The sequence below is a fragment of the Enterobacter sp. 342 genome, from assembly GCF_036663495.1.
In the GTDB taxonomy this organism is placed as follows: Bacteria; Pseudomonadota; Gammaproteobacteria; order Enterobacterales; family Enterobacteriaceae; genus Enterobacter.
Genome location: NZ_JAWUEI010000013.1, coordinates 52,014 through 66,702, shown reverse-complemented (window position 1 = coordinate 66,702; position 14,689 = coordinate 52,014). Strand labels below are relative to the sequence as shown.

Sequence of the window (14,689 nt, the reverse complement as noted above, 5' to 3'; positions counted from 1 at the left end):
ATTATCGCGCGCAAATTGTGAATCTTTCTGGAGTCAGGAATGAAAGTAACACTGCCAGAGTTTGAACGTGCTGGAGTTATGGTTGTCGGGGATGTGATGCTGGATCGCTACTGGTATGGGCCAACCAGCCGCATCTCTCCGGAAGCGCCGGTACCGGTGGTTAAGGTCGACACCATTGAAGAGCGTCCAGGCGGCGCGGCAAACGTGGCGATGAACATTGCCTCTCTGGGAGCGCATTCGCGTCTGGTGGGCTTGACCGGCATCGACGATGCGGCGCGTGCGCTGAGCAAGTCACTGGCGGACGTAAACGTGAAGTGTGACTTCGTTTCTGTACCGACCCACCCGACGATCACCAAATTGCGCGTGCTGTCGCGCAACCAGCAGTTGATCCGTCTCGACTTTGAAGAAGGGTTCGAAGGGGTTGACCCTGAACCGCTGCACGAGCGTATTAATCAGGCGTTGAGCAGCATCGGCGCACTGGTACTTTCCGATTATGCCAAAGGTGCGCTGGCGAGCGTGCAGACGATGATTCAGCTCGCGCGTAAAGCCAACGTGCCGGTGCTGATCGACCCGAAAGGCACCGATTTTGAGCGCTATCGTGGCGCAACGCTGCTGACGCCAAACCTCTCTGAGTTTGAAGCGGTGGCGGGTAAGTGCAAAACGGAAGCAGAAATTGTCGAACGCGGCATGAAGATCATTGCTGATTTCGAGCTGTCTGCACTGCTGGTGACCCGTTCAGAGCAGGGGATGACCCTGATTCAACCAGGCAAAGCACCCCTGCATATGCCCACTCAGGCGCAGGAAGTGTATGACGTGACCGGTGCTGGCGATACAGTGATTGGCGTGCTGGCGGCGACGCTTGCAGCAGGGAATTCTCTTGAAGAAGCCTGCTATTTTGCTAATGCAGCAGCGGGTGTTGTCGTTGGCAAACTCGGTACTTCAACCGTTTCGCCTATTGAACTGGAAAATGCCGTGCGTGGCCGTGCAGACACCGGTTTTGGTGTGATGAGCGAAGACGAACTGAAAGCCGCCGTTGCCGCAGCGCGTAAGCGCGGTGAGAAAGTGGTAATGACCAACGGCGTGTTTGACATTCTGCATGCGGGCCATGTTTCGTATCTGGCGAATGCGCGCAAGCTGGGCGATCGCCTGATTGTGGCAGTGAACAGTGATGCGTCAACGAAGCGTCTGAAGGGTGAAACGCGCCCGGTGAACCCACTGGAACAGCGTATGATCGTTCTCGGTGCGCTGGAAGCCGTGGACTGGGTGGTGTCGTTTGAAGAAGACACGCCGCAGCGTCTGATTGCCGGTATTCTGCCGGACCTGCTGGTGAAAGGTGGCGATTACAAGCCAGATCAAATTGCGGGCAGCGAAGAGGTCTGGGCCAACGGTGGCGAAGTGATGGTGCTCAACTTTGAGGACGGGTGTTCAACCACCAACATCATTAAGAAAATCCAGAAAGACAGTCAGTAAAAAAACGGGCCAATTGGCCCGTTCGTTTTTCTCCCTCTCCCCGAGGGGTGGGGTGAGGGCATCAGGCCGCTCTTACTCCTGCTCATTCACCGGTGGAATGGCCGGTGCTGGCTTCACTTCTTCCTGCGTATTGCGGTTTTCCAGGTCGGTCAGACGCTGTTCCAGCAATGCCAGTTTCTCGCGGGTGCGCAGCAGAACCTGGGTCTGCACGTCGAACTCTTCACGGCTGACTAAATCAAGGCGAACCAACTGCGCCTGCAGCGTCTGGCGGATTTTCTTTTCTACGTCATCACCAAATTCACGAATGCCTTTCGGCATGGATTCGTGTACCTGACGCGCAATTTGCTCAATTTTTTTCGGGTCAATCATTGTCGTTTCCCTTGATGAAAAGGTGTCAGTGCCTATTGTAGCGCGTCATGCCGCGGGTTAAACAAAATTGTTTGATGCTTATGCATTGCCCAGGGTAATCAATAGCGTTATAGTTATCTCGCTTATTCTCAGGGCGGGGCGAAATTCCCCACCGGCGGTAAATCAGCTGCACGCTGAAAGCCCGCGAGCGCTTTGAGTGAACACTCAAAGGTCAGCAGATCCGGTGTAATTCCGGGGCCGACGGTTAGAGTCCGGATGGGAGAGAGTAACGATCCAGTCGGGCATGGGCCCGCTCACGTTATTTTTTTGCCGCTTATACGGCGCTCCTAAGACTGCCCTGATTCTGGTAACCATAATTTTAATGAGGTTTTTTTACCATGAATCAGACGCTACTTTCCTCTTTTGGCACTTCAACTCAACGTGTTGAACATGCACTGGATGCACTGCGCGAAGGCCGCGGTGTGATGGTGCTTGACGATGAAAACCGTGAAAATGAAGGCGACATGATTTTTGCCGCCGAAAACATGACCGTTGAGCAGATGGCGCTAACCATCCGTCACGGCAGCGGCATCGTATGCCTGTGTATTACCGAAGACCGTCGTAAGCAGCTCGAACTGCCAATGATGGTTGAGAACAACACCAGCGCCTTTGGTACCGGTTTTACCGTCACCATCGAAGCGGCGCATGGCGTGACCACGGGTGTGTCTGCGGCTGACCGTCTGACTACCGTACGTGCAGCGATCGCCGACGGTGCGAAACCATCCGATCTGCACCGTCCTGGGCATGTTTTCCCACTGCGTGCGCAGGCGGGCGGTGTGTTGACTCGTGGCGGCCACACCGAAGCGACTATCGATCTGGTGACGCTGGCAGGTTTCAAACCTGCAGGTGTTTTGTGTGAGCTGACCAACGATGACGGCACCATGGCGCGCGCGCCGGAGTGCATCACCTTTGCTCGTCTGCACAATATGCCAGTGGTAACGATTGAAGATCTGGTGGAGTATCGCCAGGCGCACGAGCGTAAAGCCAGCTGAAATAGTTAACGTGAAAAAGCCGGGGAAACCCGGCTTTTTTGTTGTTAATGGTAGTTAATTTTAAACAGCACTACCGATTCGAAGGGTCCTGACTGAATCGCTTTTCCCTCCACTGGTGAGAGTTCTGCCGTGTACGTTTGTTCATACTGCAGTGTACCGCCTGTAAAATCGGCGTACTCTTTATACTGGTTGAAAGTATACGGCTGGGTTCCGTTAAGGATCCGCAACTTCAAGCCATTACCTATCAGCAACGCCGTATCTTCGGCGGTAAGCGTTTCAGCCGTGTAGAACGACGAGTCCATTTTGAACCCATCTGAACACTGGGCATCCTGCACCTTCGTCGTCTTCACCGAGAAGGTACGTGTACGCGTCTGTTGATTCACAATATCGCGTGCACTAAAGGTGCCGAAATCGATCTCCTGGTTTTCAGGAAAAATGCTAAACGTCGCCCCGCAGTCCAGAACGGTAATATTTTGCAGGCCATTGATGTGGTACTTGAGGTTTTTCGCGTCGGTCATCTGATTAACCCCACCTTTGCCATCGAACTGCACAACGATGTAGTCGCTGAGCGAACTCACATAGCCATGTGGGGGGGCCGCTTTAATTTTGACGAACAAGCGCAAACGCGCGATGAATGTCCGGGTGGTATGGATTTCATCCGGATTACCGGAGCAGATGAGATTTTCCCATCCCATCTGTCGGATTTGATCCGGGGTATAAATCGTGATGCTGTTGTTATCCAGACACTGGCGGGTATCGACCCCGTTAGGCTGGCCCGTCGCATCATAATCCATCCCTTCATAAGTGACGCCAAGTTCATAGTAAGGATCGGCTGCGGCAGGGTAAGGGTTCACCCATGCGTAGATATCCTCTTGTGTAAAACCACTGGCAACATTGTGATCGCAGGTCACCGGGATTTTAATGTCGTCCGATTCCCAAATTTTTTGGCCGATCTGCGCGTTACTTGGGATGGAAAAAGGTGAGATTGTTTTTGTCTCCTCTACGGGACCGCCGGAGCCACCAAGATAGCAGTTCAGCGCCAGCGCTTCCTTTAAAGGCAGAACCGAAAACAGCATAATAAACAGTGTATTAGCGAGATTTCGCATTTTCTATCTTCCGTTCGGTGAGCTTGCACTGAGCTGTTCCTGCGCACTGTACGTCGACCTTCTTCAGTGCGCCGTAATCGTCGATATAGCCGATGCTGTAATAGTTGCCGTGGTAGTCACCCGTAGACGTTTTTGCCGTCGAGAAAGGCGCGATCATCAGGCTGTCAAAGCCCGGCAGCATGGTTTTCGCATTCTTACTGAGCCACGCCAGGGTGATGTAATACGGCGTGGGATTATGCACGATCAACCCTTTCGCATTGGCTGTGATCTCCATGCGCATTTCCGCCAGCTCGCCGGGCTTTTTGGTAATCGCTTTTGGGCGCCAGAACAGTTTGATCCTGCTCTGCATCGCGATCTGCATGACGCTACGTTCATCGCTGGCGCTGCTGCTTTTCGGCGGCACTTCGCGCAGGTTGAAATAGAACAGGGATTCTCTGTCTTTCGGCAGCTGGCTGGTGGCCGCTTGCTTAACGATCCTGACCTGAGACGCAGAACCCGCTTCAAGGCGTTGAATGGGAGGGAGCGCCATGAAATGCGTGTCTTCTTTGCGCCCCTTTTCATCTTCAATCCAGGAGAGCGCCAGGTAAGGCAAAGCTTTGCTCTGATTGTCCACTTTCAGGCTGCTGGCTTTGTCACTTTCCGGGAAGACAATGCGTGTGCGGTCCAGATTAATGGCTGCATGGGTGGTAAATGCTGTGCCAAGCAATAACAGGCACAGGCTTTTAAGCGGGGTTAAATTCATCATGATTTTTTACTGACATGGCAGTATCAACTGCATACTGTTTTCGAGGTGTGAAGGTAATGTGAAGCGACACTGCTGATTGTCGCCCCACGTTACGCGGAATTCTTGTTGTGGCTCTACGGCACCGAGCCAGACGTGACCGTCATCGGCGACCATTGCAATCTGCCGATCGTTTTCCAGCAGGCGAACAACTGCGCCCAGCGGCGGCGTACCAGAGGTGGTGCGTAAGATACCTGCGATATCATTGCCTGAACGAGTGGCAATCTGACGATATCCAATGGCGCCTTCAGTCCAGGTAGAGGTGACGACGCGGGTATCCACGTCCACGCCATCGGGAAGGTTGTTCATATTGACCTGCACGCTGGCGGGTGAATAGCTGGAAATCGACGGTAAAACGCCAATACCAAATCGGTTGGTTTCATCCCGTGACATATTCAGCGGGATGTTGCCTACGCCATCAGTGCTGACCATGACTCGCGGTTCGTTACCATAACTGCGCCGGTGCAGCGCAGCGCCTTTAGCCGTTGAGGTGAATGAGCCATTCCAGCTGGCGCTCAGTGAATTGTATTCGTTAGCTTTATAGCTCCCGGAGAGATTCAGGTCGCCAAAAGGTGAATAATGTTGATAGTTGCCGCTTACCTGCGCACCAGCATCTGACTTCTCGCTTTCGGTGCCTGCGGAAACACCCCAGGTATTATTGCGGTCTGATGTGTCATACCAGGATACATTCTGGCTCAGGCTGTCGCTGTTGTGCAGGTCGTAATTCAGACGATGATCGGGATCGAGCGGTACGCTCAGTGAGAGATAGAACTGCGTATCGTCGTCTTCATCTTCATAATGCGTTTTACTCCACGACAGGGTGACGCCGAGGTTTTTCCAGCGACCCAGATCAAAGTTGTAGCCTGCGGTAACGCTGCCCGTGGTGGAAGGTGAATTGTTCCACCAGGTTTGACGTAACATATTCACATAGAGGTTGAGTGATAACGCTGAAATGTACTGGCTTGCCGTCAAGCTAAGCGTCTGTTTTTCTGACTGCCGATTGTTATTGTCATAATCCAGAAAACGGGCGTAGCTCAGGAACTGTGGGTCTGAGTAGCGATAGCTGGCGAGCGTTAGCTGGCTGCCTGTAGTATCGAAACGTTTACTGTAGTTTAAGCGGTAGCTGTAACCTGTCTGCTTATTCAGGTTCGGTAACTGACTGGTTGCCTGCGTGATATCAAAAGAGAGGGCGCCAAAGTACTCCATATTTTGCCCGACCCCGGCGGCGAGAGACCGGTAATGATCGCCATCGGCGAGCGTACCGCCATAGAGGGAGGTGTGTGACAACACGCCCCAGGAATATTCACCGCTCATAAACGCGTTATCTTCAACATCATGCGAGGTGTCTTTGCGCGCTCTCCCGGCCGCCAGTTTGTAGCGAACCTGACCTTTTCGCGTTAAAAAAGGCACTGATTCCGCAGATACCTGGAAGGTACTGACGCGTCCATCTTCTTCCGTCACTTTTACGTCCAGCGTACCCTGAACAGACTGGTTAAGATCCTGAATCACAAAGGGGCCAGGCGGGACTTTGCTCTGGTAAATCACGCGATCAGCCAGGCTGACGGTAACCGTGGCGTTGGTTTGCGCTATCCCGGAAATTTGTGGCGCGTAACCCCGTAGCGACCATGGCAGCATGCGCTCATCGCTAATCAGGGATGCACCGGTATAAGTGAAAGCATCAAAAATGGCGGACTGAAAATCTGTTTCACCCAGGGTTAATTTGGCCCCGAGTGAGGGAAGGGGGCGGAACATATAAACACGTGAAAAGCGTCCATTATGTTCAGATCCGGCATCGGTATGTGTTTGCGTGTACTGATAATCGCTTCGTAACCGCCACGCGCCCATATTGGCACCCGCAGTTCCGTAGGTGTTGGCGTTGTCTGTGTCTGAGCCGTTATCAGGCTGGTAATGGCTGGCGAACAGGTTGTAATCCAGCAATACGCCTGGTACGCCATTATCCCAGGTTGATGGCGGCATCCAGTCTGCGGCACGGTATTGTAACCATGCCTGAGGAATGGTCACGTTGAGCGTCTGACTAGCCTGGTCAAAGGTAAACTTAATATCGGGTCTGGATGAAAAATCAATGCACCCCTCTTTTTCTGGCAGGGCGTTGCGAATGTTGTCCTGCAGAGCAAAGGTATCGGCCAGCTCGGATGGAATACAGACCTGTACCTGGTTATTAATCTCTCGCCAGCGAAGCTGCCAGCCATTTGCCTGAGGAATATTATTAATGGAAATCGTGACAAAATAGTTACCTGGGATTACGGCGATTTGATCTTTGAAGAGAGATAAGTCAACACTACCACGTTGTTCTTTATCAATTGCATTAATGTTAAATTCAGTTGCGGAGGTAATTTTCGTCATTAACAGGGACGTGATAATGATTATCCATTGTAATTTATATGTCATCGTCCTGTTACTCAAAAAGATATAGAATACCGGCTGCATTAAATTGCAGCCGGTTTATCCTGTGGCGTGATATTATTATTTGTACATCAGAACATAGTTGGCGGTTGCTTCGACCTGACCCGCAGTGGCAGTTTTACCTGAAGCCACTTCCATTAATGCTTTGAAATGCAGTGTTTGAGTAGTGGAACCTGCCAGCAAAGCGATCTCATTTGCTGCTCCCAGCGTAATGTTGGCTTCGGCATTATCCAGCAGACGAACGCCAACGTTTTGCGCACCACTTGCATAGGTGTTACTCATCAGGCTGGTGTCCGTCGCGTCTGTTGCTGCGCTGGTAAAGGTTACATCGACTTTGGTGATTGGCGTGTCAGTTTCGTCCGCCGGGTCGTCGAGTTGGCAATTTTCCAGATTGATATCAACCGGAACAGCGGTAGACTTTTTGTTGGCATTGATGACGGCAGTGGTCACTTCACCAAGATCAACTTCTTTATCAACGCTGTCTGGCGCAATACTGCAAGGGGCATCAATTACAACGCCTTTGAATTTGATCTTGCCCGAACCCTGGTCCTCAGCAACGGCAGAACCCGAGACGATAGCAGCCATAGCAACGGCTAACAGAATTTTTTTACCCATATACATGAAAATATCCTTTTTCAAACGAATTCATACTCTGAATATTAATTTCAGGACGCATATCGAGTATACGGGAGGAGGGAGGGGGGATGCGATTACTGTAGCTTAAAGCTATTTTAAGATTATATTAATATATAATGCCTGTTGATTGTAACTATCGGCTTACTCTCATAATTTAAACAGTGGCCCGGATAATATGCTTACTCAGTTTAAAAGTCTATTTCTATAAAACCATAGCATCCATTGTAAATAAACAGGATGGGTTATAAATTTTTACCTGTATTTTACGTTTCGCAAATCTGCCTCCGTAATAAACAGAGGCAGGGTTAATGTTAACCGATACCTGCTGACTGCAATAATACCAGGCTCAGCCCCATCACCGACATTCCGCACAGTACGCCATAGCTTGGGTTGTTGTTCGGGTCGATCTCTTTGGCGAGTGGCATCAGTTCATCGACCGAAAGCGCAACCATAATCCCGGCGACTGCGGCCATTATGGCGGCCATCACCACCGGTGAAACCAGGCTGCCGAGTATCAGCCATGCCAGAACGCCTCCCAGAATTTCTGCCAGCCCCGAAACGCCTGCCCAAAGAATGGCGGTACGTTTCGACCCTGTGGCCGCATATACCGGTCCGGCAACCGCCAGTCCTTCAGGAATATTGTGTAAGGCTACTGCCAGCGCGATGCCAAAACCCATCTCCAGATTGCTGCTGGCCGTCACGTAGGTAGCGACGCCTTCGGGGAAATTGTGCAGACTGATACCCAGCGTCAGCAGTATCGCGGTGCGCTTAATATTACGTGGCATGGGGGTAACGCTTTTTTGCATCAAATCCTGCGGATGGGCATGAGGCAGCATGCGGTCGAGTGCAAAGTACCCCAGCAGGCCAAAGACAAACATGCCATACCCCAGCAACGGAGACATACCCTCTGTTCCCAACGCGGCGGGCAGCATCTCCATCAGGGAGATGAGTAGCATGATCCCGGCAGCAAAACCCAGTGAGAACGCCAGCACGCGGTTAGACGGTTTCTGGCCAAGAACACCGAGGATCGCTCCGATGAAGGTCGCAGCGCCCGCAAGTATCGTCAGGATCAAAGGTACTGACATGTATTACTCCTTGTGATAATGATTATCATTAATGTAAATGATTCATTGTCAGCAAAGCGAGCAGTGGAGCTCTGCTTTACACATTCCTTACATTCAAATTTCCTGAAGATGATCTTCACGCTTATCTGCGTTCATCTTTGCCAGTTTGCGCGTAATGTAGCACCATTAAATTGACACCTTCTGTAAGGATATCACCATGACTTCTTCCCGTATGCCAGCCCTGTTTTTAGGCCACGGTAGCCCAATGAATGTTCTGGAAGACAACGTCTATACCCGCGCATGGCGTCATCTGGGTGAAACGTTGCCGCGTCCGAAAGCGATTGTGGTGGTATCTGCGCACTGGTTTACTCGTGGGACAGGCGTGACCGCCATGGAAGCGCCAAAAACCATTCATGATTTTGGCGGTTTCCCGCAGGCGCTGTACGACACGCATTATCCGGCCCCTGGCTCACCTGAACTGGCACAGCATCTGGTGGAACTGCTTGCTCCTGTCCCGGTAGCGCTGGATAAAGAAGCCTGGGGCTTTGACCATGGCTCCTGGGGCGTGCTGATTAAAATGTATCCTGATGCGGATATCCCGATGGTGCAGTTGAGCATCGACAGTACCAAACCTGCCGCCTGGCATCTGGAGATGGGTCGTAAGCTGGCAACCCTGCGTGATGAAGGCATTATGCTGGTGGCAAGCGGTAACGTGGTGCATAACCTGCGTACGGCACGCTGGCACGGCGAGAACACCCCCTATCCGTGGGCGACCTCTTTTAATGATTACGTCAAAGCGAATCTGACCTGGCAAGGCCCGGTTGAGGAGCATCCGTTAGTGAATTATCTGGATCACGAAGGTGGTTCGCTCTCTAACCCGACGCCGGAACACTTCCTGCCGCTATTGTATGTTCTTGGTGCGTGGGATGGTCAGGAGCCGGTTACGATCCCGGTCGATGGTATTGAGATGGGGAGTCTGAGTATGCTGTCGGTGCAGGTAGGGTGAAAACATGCCCGGTGGCGCTGCTTACCGGGCCTACAAAACCGTAGGCCGGGTCAGGCGAAGCCGCCACCCGGCAAGTCTTACTCCACAAAAATATGCGGATAGAATCGTGACAGATCCTGCGTGATCAGCGCGCGATCTTCGCGGATGCCAATCCCGGCTGGTTGATCGTTGATGAGCCAGCTGCCAATCAGCGTATAGCTGTCGCCAAATTTCGGCAGTTGATAAAATTCCTGGACGATCATCCCTTCTTCGCCGTAAGGCCCTTCAACCGCTTCCAGCGTTTTGCCGTTTTCGATAATCGACACGTTCGCCCCTTCACGGGAGAAGATCGGCTTCACGACGTATTTTTCCATTTGCGGATAATCATCTTCCGCAAAATACGCAGGCAGCAGGTTAGGATGGTTCGGGAACATCTCCCACAGCAAAGGCAGCAGGGCTTTGTTGGAGATAATGCTCTTCCATGCCGGTTCCAGCCAGCGTACGCCTGCGTCTTCCAGCTTGGTGGAGAACATTTCGCGCAGCATATATTCCCACGGGTAAAGCTTGAACAGGTTGCTGATAACCTGATCCTGCAGGTCGGTAAACTGACCTTTCTCACCCAGGCCGATATCTTCGATATAGAGGAATTCGGTTGCCACTTCCGCCTCGGCGGCGCAGTCCTGCAAATACTGAACCGTCCCGCGATCTTCTTCCGTGTCGCGGCAACAGGCGAGGTGCAGGAGGTTGAAGCCAAACTGCTCGCGCAGCTCGGCAAAACGCTCTATCAGCTTCTCCTGCAGGCTGTTGAACTGATCGCTGCCTTCCTGCAGATTTCCGGCATTGACCTGGTCTTCCAGCCAGATCCACTGGAAGAACGCCGCTTCGTATAAAGAAGTGGGCGTATCGGCGTTATTTTCCAGAAGCTTAGGTTCACCCACGCCGTCCCATGCCAGGTCAAGGCGAGAGTAAAGCGAAGGCTGATTCGTTTTCCACGATTGACGGACAAAGCTCCAGGTGTGCTTCGGAATGCGGAATTTTGCCATCAGCTCGTCGCTGTCGATGACTTTATCCACCACCTTGAGGCACATCTGGTGCAGCTCGGCCGTCACCTCTTCCAGTTTCTCAACCTGGGCGAGCGTGAGTTTGTAATAGGCATCTTCACACCAGTACGGCTCGCCGTACATGGTATGGAAGTTAAAACCGTATTCGGTAGCTTTTTCGCGCCAGTCCGGGCGCTCGGTGATACTGACTCGTTCCATGATCAGCCGCCCATTGAACGAGTAGAGGTGCCTGTCGCGCTACGCTGCATGCTGGTCTGCTTCGCTACGGATTCACCAAACCCGCCACGGGTGATGGTGCTGGTGGTCGCAGGCTTCGGTGCCATCGCCGTTTTCGGGACGGTCACGGTGCGGCCTGGGGTTGCTGCGCCGTAGCCTTTGCCGCTGGCGTCGGTGTATTGACCATAAGCCGGGCTGGCCGGGTTTTTCGAGCTAAACAGCGGTTGCTGCTGGTAACCTGCTCCGCCACCCATCAGACGGCCCATCATATAACCTGCCATCAGAGGCATCCAGAAACTGCCGCTGGACTGCGCCTGTGCCTGATTTTCCGGAGCCGTGCCTGCCTGAGCAGGCGTCTGCTGGCACTGACCTTCGCCGAACTCTGCTACACAATCTTCACGTGAAGCATATTTCGGTGCGGTACGTTCTGCTTCTTTCAGCGCGCTGGTGTATGCCGTTTTACATTCGGCGGCTTTACCGGTTGCGGCAGAGCAGTCGTCGGCGTTTTGATACAGCGAAACCGTTTCGTCGTTTTTCTCACAACCTGCCAGCATAAAGACAGCAGTAACTGCCAGCGCAACAGGGGTGAGGTGACGCGCGTTCCAGCTCTTGCGGAACGATGCGTGATTAATCGTTTTTGTCCGTTTCATCTTTGTCTTCCAGGACCCAGTGGTAATAACGCTCAGGATAGAGGATGAGTGGTTGAAAATGAAGCGAAGAGGGGCGGAATCAAGGGGATCTTTACGTTGGCTTACGTTCGGGTGTGATTCAGATGCGCCCTCTCCCTGCGGGAGAGGGCCTGATGACAATCTTAGTTACGGAACGGATTGCTGCCGTTGCTTGCTGGCGTGGTAGAACGCGCAGCAGCAGGCTGTGCAGCAGGGGCGTTGCTGTTAGCGTTGAAGTTATCTACGGCGGCAACCTGCTCCGGGTTCTCCGGCGCAACGCTGTCCGGCGACGTTGAGACCGGTTTGCCCAGTGCGCTGTTCAGCATCTGCAGGTCCTGCTCGTTCAGTGTACCCAGAGCCTGTTTGATGTTCAGCTGGTTAATCAGGTACTGGTAACGCGCGCTTGAAAGCTGCTGTTTCGCGTTGTACAGCGTGGTGGTTGCGTCCAGCACATCAACGATAGTACGTGTACCGACCGAGTAACCTGCTTCCATCGCATCCAGGGAGCTCTGTGCAGACACCACGGCTTGTTTATACGCGTTGATGCTGCTGATAGAGGCATTCACGTTGTTGAAAGAAGAACGAACGGTCTGCACCACGTTGCGGTGAGCACTTTCCAGCTGCTCGCTCGCGCCAACAAAGTTGTACTGCGCCTGTTTCACCTGAGAGTTGACCTGACCGCCCTGGTACAGTGGCAGGGAGAAGCTCAGACCCACTTTGTTCTGACCCATATTGCTGTCGTCATACTGGGAGGTATTGGTTTTAGAGCCGCTGTAGCTCGTATCAGAAACACCGGTAGATGCGCTGAGGCTCAGGGTTGGCAGGTGGCCATCCTGTGCCTGACGAATCTGTTCGCGAGCCAGATCCTGGCTCAGACGCGCCTGCAGCAAACTCAGGTTGCGGTTTTCCGCTTCTTTCAACAGGGCGTTGACCGCCTGCGGTTTATCCGTTTTGAAGCTGTCCACGTTCAGAGACGCCAGCTCAGGGTAGTAATTCCCGGTGACCTGACGCAGGGATTCCAGCGCATTGTCGAGATTGTTACGCGCGGTCACTTCGTTGGCCAGCACGCTGTCGTACTGTGAACGGGCGTTCTGCACGTCAGTGATCGCAACCAGACCCACGTTGAAACGCTGTGTGGTTTGATCTAACTGGCGGTAAATGGCCTGTTTCTGCGCTTCGGTGTAGGAGAGCGAGTCAATCGCGCTCAGTACGTTAAAGTAAGCTGTTGCGGTGTTCAGGATCAGCGTTTGCTGGTCAGTCTGATAGGTCACATCCTGGATGCCTGCGCTCTTTTCCTGCAGGGTCAGGGCACGCCATTTGGACATATCAAACAGCGTTTGTGTCAATTGCAGTGAGGCGCTGGTAGCATTGGAGTTGACGCCGTTAGCGTCGCGGAAACCGTTGCTGTAGGTATAATCCGCACCTAAACCTAACTGTGGCAGCAATGGGCTACGCGCTTCGTTAATCTTTTCAAACGCAGCATCACGATCGGCCGCTGATTTACGTAAATCAGGGTTGCCCAGACGTGCCTGCTGGTAGACCTGTAACAGGTTTTCCGCCTGGCTCATTGCACTGAAGCCCGTCAGGCTCAGGCCGATAAGGATGGGGAGCAATTTCTTCATTTGCATTCCTTGTTGTGAAGCAGTATTAGCGCTGATCTAATTAAAAAATAATTGCCGATTCTAACAGAATCTTCCATACCAAAAGGTTGGCGTTACGTGCCATCTGGCGGTAATTTGCACCAATCTAGCATATAGCCTTACAAACGGCAGCCAAACAGCCTTGAAATTCACAATTTCATCACCATTGCTACCAGGACTCGACTCATGCAGAAACCAGAAAAGTTGCCCGTGACATTCGCCAAAAACGATGTAGAAATTATTGCACGAGAAATGCTTTATAGCGGTTTTTTTTCGATGGAACTTTACCGTTTCAGGCATCGCCTGTTTAACGGTGAAATGAGCGGCGAAATCAGACGCGAAATTTTTGAGCGCGGGCATGCGGCAGTCTTGCTACCCTTTGACCCAGTGCGCGACGAAGTTGTGCTGGTGGAACAGATCCGAATTGCGGCTTACGACGTCAGCGAGAGCCCGTGGTTACTGGAGATGGTAGCAGGGATGATCGAAGAGGGCGAATCGGTCGAAGACGTTGCCCGTCGCGAGGCGCTGGAAGAGGCAGGTTTAGTGGTAGGACGTACAAAACCGGTGCTGAGTTATCTGGCAAGCCCGGGGGGCACCAGCGAACGCCTGTCGATTATGGTGGGTGAAGTGGACGCCACGACGGCGGAAGGGATCCACGGTCTGGCAGATGAAAACGAAGATATTCGGGTTCATGTGGTGAGCCGGGAACAGGCTTATCAGTGGGTAGAAGAGGGGAAAATCGACAACGCAGCGTCTGTCATCGCCCTGCAATGGCTGCAACTGCATTATCAGACATTACGAAACGAGTGGAAAAAATGAAGCGTTATACACCTGACTTCCCAGAAATGATGCGCCTGTGCGAAACCAATTTCGCACAATTGCGCCGCCTGCTGCCGAAAAATGACGCACCCGGCGAAACGGTAAGCTATCAGGTGAGCAACGCGCAGTATCGGTTAACGATAACAGAATCAACGCGCTACACTACGCTGGTGGAGATTGAGCAAACGGCACCCAGTATTAGTTACTGGAGCCTGCCGTCGATGACGGTGCGCCTCTATCACGATGCAATGGTCGCTGAAGTGTGTTCAAGTCAGCAGATCTTTCGCTTCAAGGCACGGTATGATTACCCGAATAAAAAGTTGCATCAACGCGACGAAAAGCATCAAATTAACCAGTTTTTAGCTGACTGGCTAAGATATTGTTTAGCACATGGAGCAATGGCGATTCCGGTTTGTTAG

Annotated in this window: 14 protein-coding genes and 1 riboswitch; of the genes, 5 read left to right on the top strand and 9 right to left on the bottom strand. The window is 52.5% G+C overall.

Annotation, left to right across the window (positions count from 1 at the left end):
- The first annotated feature begins 39 nt into the window (after positions 1-39).
- On the top strand, positions 40-1,470 hold the full coding sequence (gene hldE, locus V6E55_RS12695) for a bifunctional D-glycero-beta-D-manno-heptose-7-phosphate kinase/D-glycero-beta-D-manno-heptose 1-phosphate adenylyltransferase HldE (RefSeq protein WP_114978733.1): 1,431 nt from the start codon (positions 40-42) through the stop codon (positions 1,468-1,470).
- A gap of 72 nt (positions 1,471-1,542) precedes the next feature.
- Here hldE and ubiK read toward each other — a convergent pair whose 3' ends face one another.
- Positions 1,543-1,839 carry a ubiquinone biosynthesis accessory factor UbiK gene (ubiK, locus tag V6E55_RS12690; protein ID WP_316942969.1) on the bottom strand — a complete coding sequence of 99 codons (297 nt, stop codon included), beginning with the start codon at positions 1,837-1,839 and terminating at the stop codon, positions 1,543-1,545.
- Between the two features lie 120 nt (positions 1,840-1,959).
- A riboswitch (FMN riboswitch) is annotated at positions 1,960-2,110 on the top strand.
- A 106-nt stretch (positions 2,111-2,216) separates the two neighbouring features.
- Here ubiK and ribB point away from each other — a divergent pair.
- The gene (gene ribB, locus V6E55_RS12685) at positions 2,217-2,870 is read left to right on the top strand and encodes a 3,4-dihydroxy-2-butanone-4-phosphate synthase (RefSeq protein ID WP_010435670.1); all 654 of its coding nucleotides are present in this window, start codon (positions 2,217-2,219) and stop codon (positions 2,868-2,870) included.
- Positions 2,871-2,914: 44 nt separating this feature from the next.
- Here the strand turns inward: ribB and V6E55_RS12680 are convergent, their stop codons facing one another.
- The 5 genes from V6E55_RS12680 to zupT all read right to left on the bottom strand — a co-directional run bounded on the left by V6E55_RS12680 (position 2,915) and on the right by zupT (position 8,902).
- A complete protein-coding gene (locus tag V6E55_RS12680; protein ID WP_129994946.1) occupies positions 2,915-3,976 on the bottom strand; it encodes a type 1 fimbrial protein in 1,062 nt (353 codons plus the stop codon).
- Positions 3,960-4,718 carry a fimbrial biogenesis chaperone gene (locus tag V6E55_RS12675; protein WP_316943004.1) on the bottom strand — a complete coding sequence of 253 codons (759 nt, stop codon included), beginning with the start codon at positions 4,716-4,718 and terminating at the stop codon, positions 3,960-3,962. The genes V6E55_RS12680 and V6E55_RS12675 overlap by 17 nt, the downstream gene beginning before the upstream one ends.
- Before the next feature lie 9 nt (positions 4,719-4,727).
- Complete coding sequence (locus tag V6E55_RS12670) at positions 4,728-7,166, bottom strand: fimbria/pilus outer membrane usher protein (RefSeq protein ID WP_316942968.1); 2,439 nt, start codon at positions 7,164-7,166, stop codon at positions 4,728-4,730.
- A gap of 75 nt (positions 7,167-7,241) precedes the next feature.
- Positions 7,242-7,802, bottom strand: a complete 561-nt coding sequence (locus V6E55_RS12665) for a fimbrial protein (protein WP_114979959.1) — start codon at positions 7,800-7,802, stop codon at positions 7,242-7,244.
- Positions 7,803-8,128: 326 nt separating this feature from the next.
- Positions 8,129-8,902, bottom strand: a complete 774-nt coding sequence (gene zupT / locus V6E55_RS12660) for a zinc transporter ZupT (RefSeq protein WP_316942967.1) — start codon at positions 8,900-8,902, stop codon at positions 8,129-8,131.
- A 196-nt stretch (positions 8,903-9,098) separates the two neighbouring features.
- Between zupT and ygiD the strand changes: the two genes are divergently transcribed.
- Positions 9,099-9,887 carry a 4,5-DOPA dioxygenase extradiol gene (gene ygiD / locus V6E55_RS12655; protein ID WP_316942966.1) on the top strand — a complete coding sequence of 263 codons (789 nt, stop codon included), beginning with the start codon at positions 9,099-9,101 and terminating at the stop codon, positions 9,885-9,887.
- A gap of 77 nt (positions 9,888-9,964) precedes the next feature.
- On the opposite strand, the gene V6E55_RS12650 is transcribed toward ygiD, so the two are convergent.
- The 3 genes from V6E55_RS12650 to tolC all read right to left on the bottom strand — a co-directional run bounded on the left by V6E55_RS12650 (position 9,965) and on the right by tolC (position 13,433).
- Entirely contained in the window at positions 9,965-11,125 is a 1,161-nt protein-coding gene (locus V6E55_RS12650; RefSeq protein WP_316942965.1) for a glutathionylspermidine synthase family protein, read from the bottom strand.
- A 2-nt stretch (positions 11,126-11,127) separates the two neighbouring features.
- Entirely contained in the window at positions 11,128-11,793 is a 666-nt protein-coding gene (locus tag V6E55_RS12645; protein ID WP_236920538.1) for a DUF1190 family protein, read from the bottom strand.
- 161 nt (positions 11,794-11,954) lie between these two features.
- The gene (gene tolC, locus V6E55_RS12640; RefSeq protein WP_114979964.1) at positions 11,955-13,433 is read right to left on the bottom strand and encodes an outer membrane channel protein TolC; all 1,479 of its coding nucleotides are present in this window, start codon (positions 13,431-13,433) and stop codon (positions 11,955-11,957) included.
- A gap of 204 nt (positions 13,434-13,637) precedes the next feature.
- On the opposite strand from tolC, the gene nudF reads away from it, so the two are divergent.
- Positions 13,638-14,270: an ADP-ribose diphosphatase gene (gene nudF / locus V6E55_RS12635; protein WP_028017156.1), complete on the top strand. Its 633-nt coding sequence runs from the start codon at positions 13,638-13,640 to the stop codon at positions 14,268-14,270.
- Entirely contained in the window at positions 14,267-14,689 is a 423-nt protein-coding gene (locus V6E55_RS12630; protein ID WP_014833293.1) for a DUF1249 family protein, read from the top strand. The genes nudF and V6E55_RS12630 overlap by 4 nt, the downstream gene beginning before the upstream one ends.

Excerpts from the sequence above, each read along its gene's own strand:
- V6E55_RS12670 (WP_316942968.1), bottom strand. The coding sequence starts at position 7,166 with ATGACATATAAATTACAATGGATAATCATTATCACGTCCCTGTTAATG.
- V6E55_RS12630 (WP_014833293.1), top strand. The coding sequence starts at position 14,267 with ATGAAGCGTTATACACCTGACTTCCCAGAAATGATGCGCCTGTGCGAA.
- ubiK (WP_316942969.1), bottom strand. The coding sequence starts at position 1,839 with ATGATTGACCCGAAAAAAATTGAGCAAATTGCGCGTCAGGTACACGAA.
- hldE (WP_114978733.1), top strand. The coding sequence starts at position 40 with ATGAAAGTAACACTGCCAGAGTTTGAACGTGCTGGAGTTATGGTTGTC.
- V6E55_RS12680 (WP_129994946.1), bottom strand. The coding sequence starts at position 3,976 with ATGCGAAATCTCGCTAATACACTGTTTATTATGCTGTTTTCGGTTCTG.
- nudF (WP_028017156.1), top strand. The coding sequence starts at position 13,638 with ATGCAGAAACCAGAAAAGTTGCCCGTGACATTCGCCAAAAACGATGTA.
- V6E55_RS12645 (WP_236920538.1), bottom strand. The coding sequence starts at position 11,793 with ATGAAACGGACAAAAACGATTAATCACGCATCGTTCCGCAAGAGCTGG.
- ribB (WP_010435670.1), top strand. The coding sequence starts at position 2,217 with ATGAATCAGACGCTACTTTCCTCTTTTGGCACTTCAACTCAACGTGTT.
- V6E55_RS12675 (WP_316943004.1), bottom strand. The coding sequence starts at position 4,718 with ATGAATTTAACCCCGCTTAAAAGCCTGTGCCTGTTATTGCTTGGCACA.
- tolC (WP_114979964.1), bottom strand. The coding sequence starts at position 13,433 with ATGAAGAAATTGCTCCCCATCCTTATCGGCCTGAGCCTGACGGGCTTC.
- zupT (WP_316942967.1), bottom strand. The coding sequence starts at position 8,902 with ATGTCAGTACCTTTGATCCTGACGATACTTGCGGGCGCTGCGACCTTC.
- V6E55_RS12665 (WP_114979959.1), bottom strand. The coding sequence starts at position 7,802 with ATGTATATGGGTAAAAAAATTCTGTTAGCCGTTGCTATGGCTGCTATC.
- V6E55_RS12650 (WP_316942965.1), bottom strand. The coding sequence starts at position 11,125 with ATGGAACGAGTCAGTATCACCGAGCGCCCGGACTGGCGCGAAAAAGCT.
- ygiD (WP_316942966.1), top strand. The coding sequence starts at position 9,099 with ATGACTTCTTCCCGTATGCCAGCCCTGTTTTTAGGCCACGGTAGCCCA.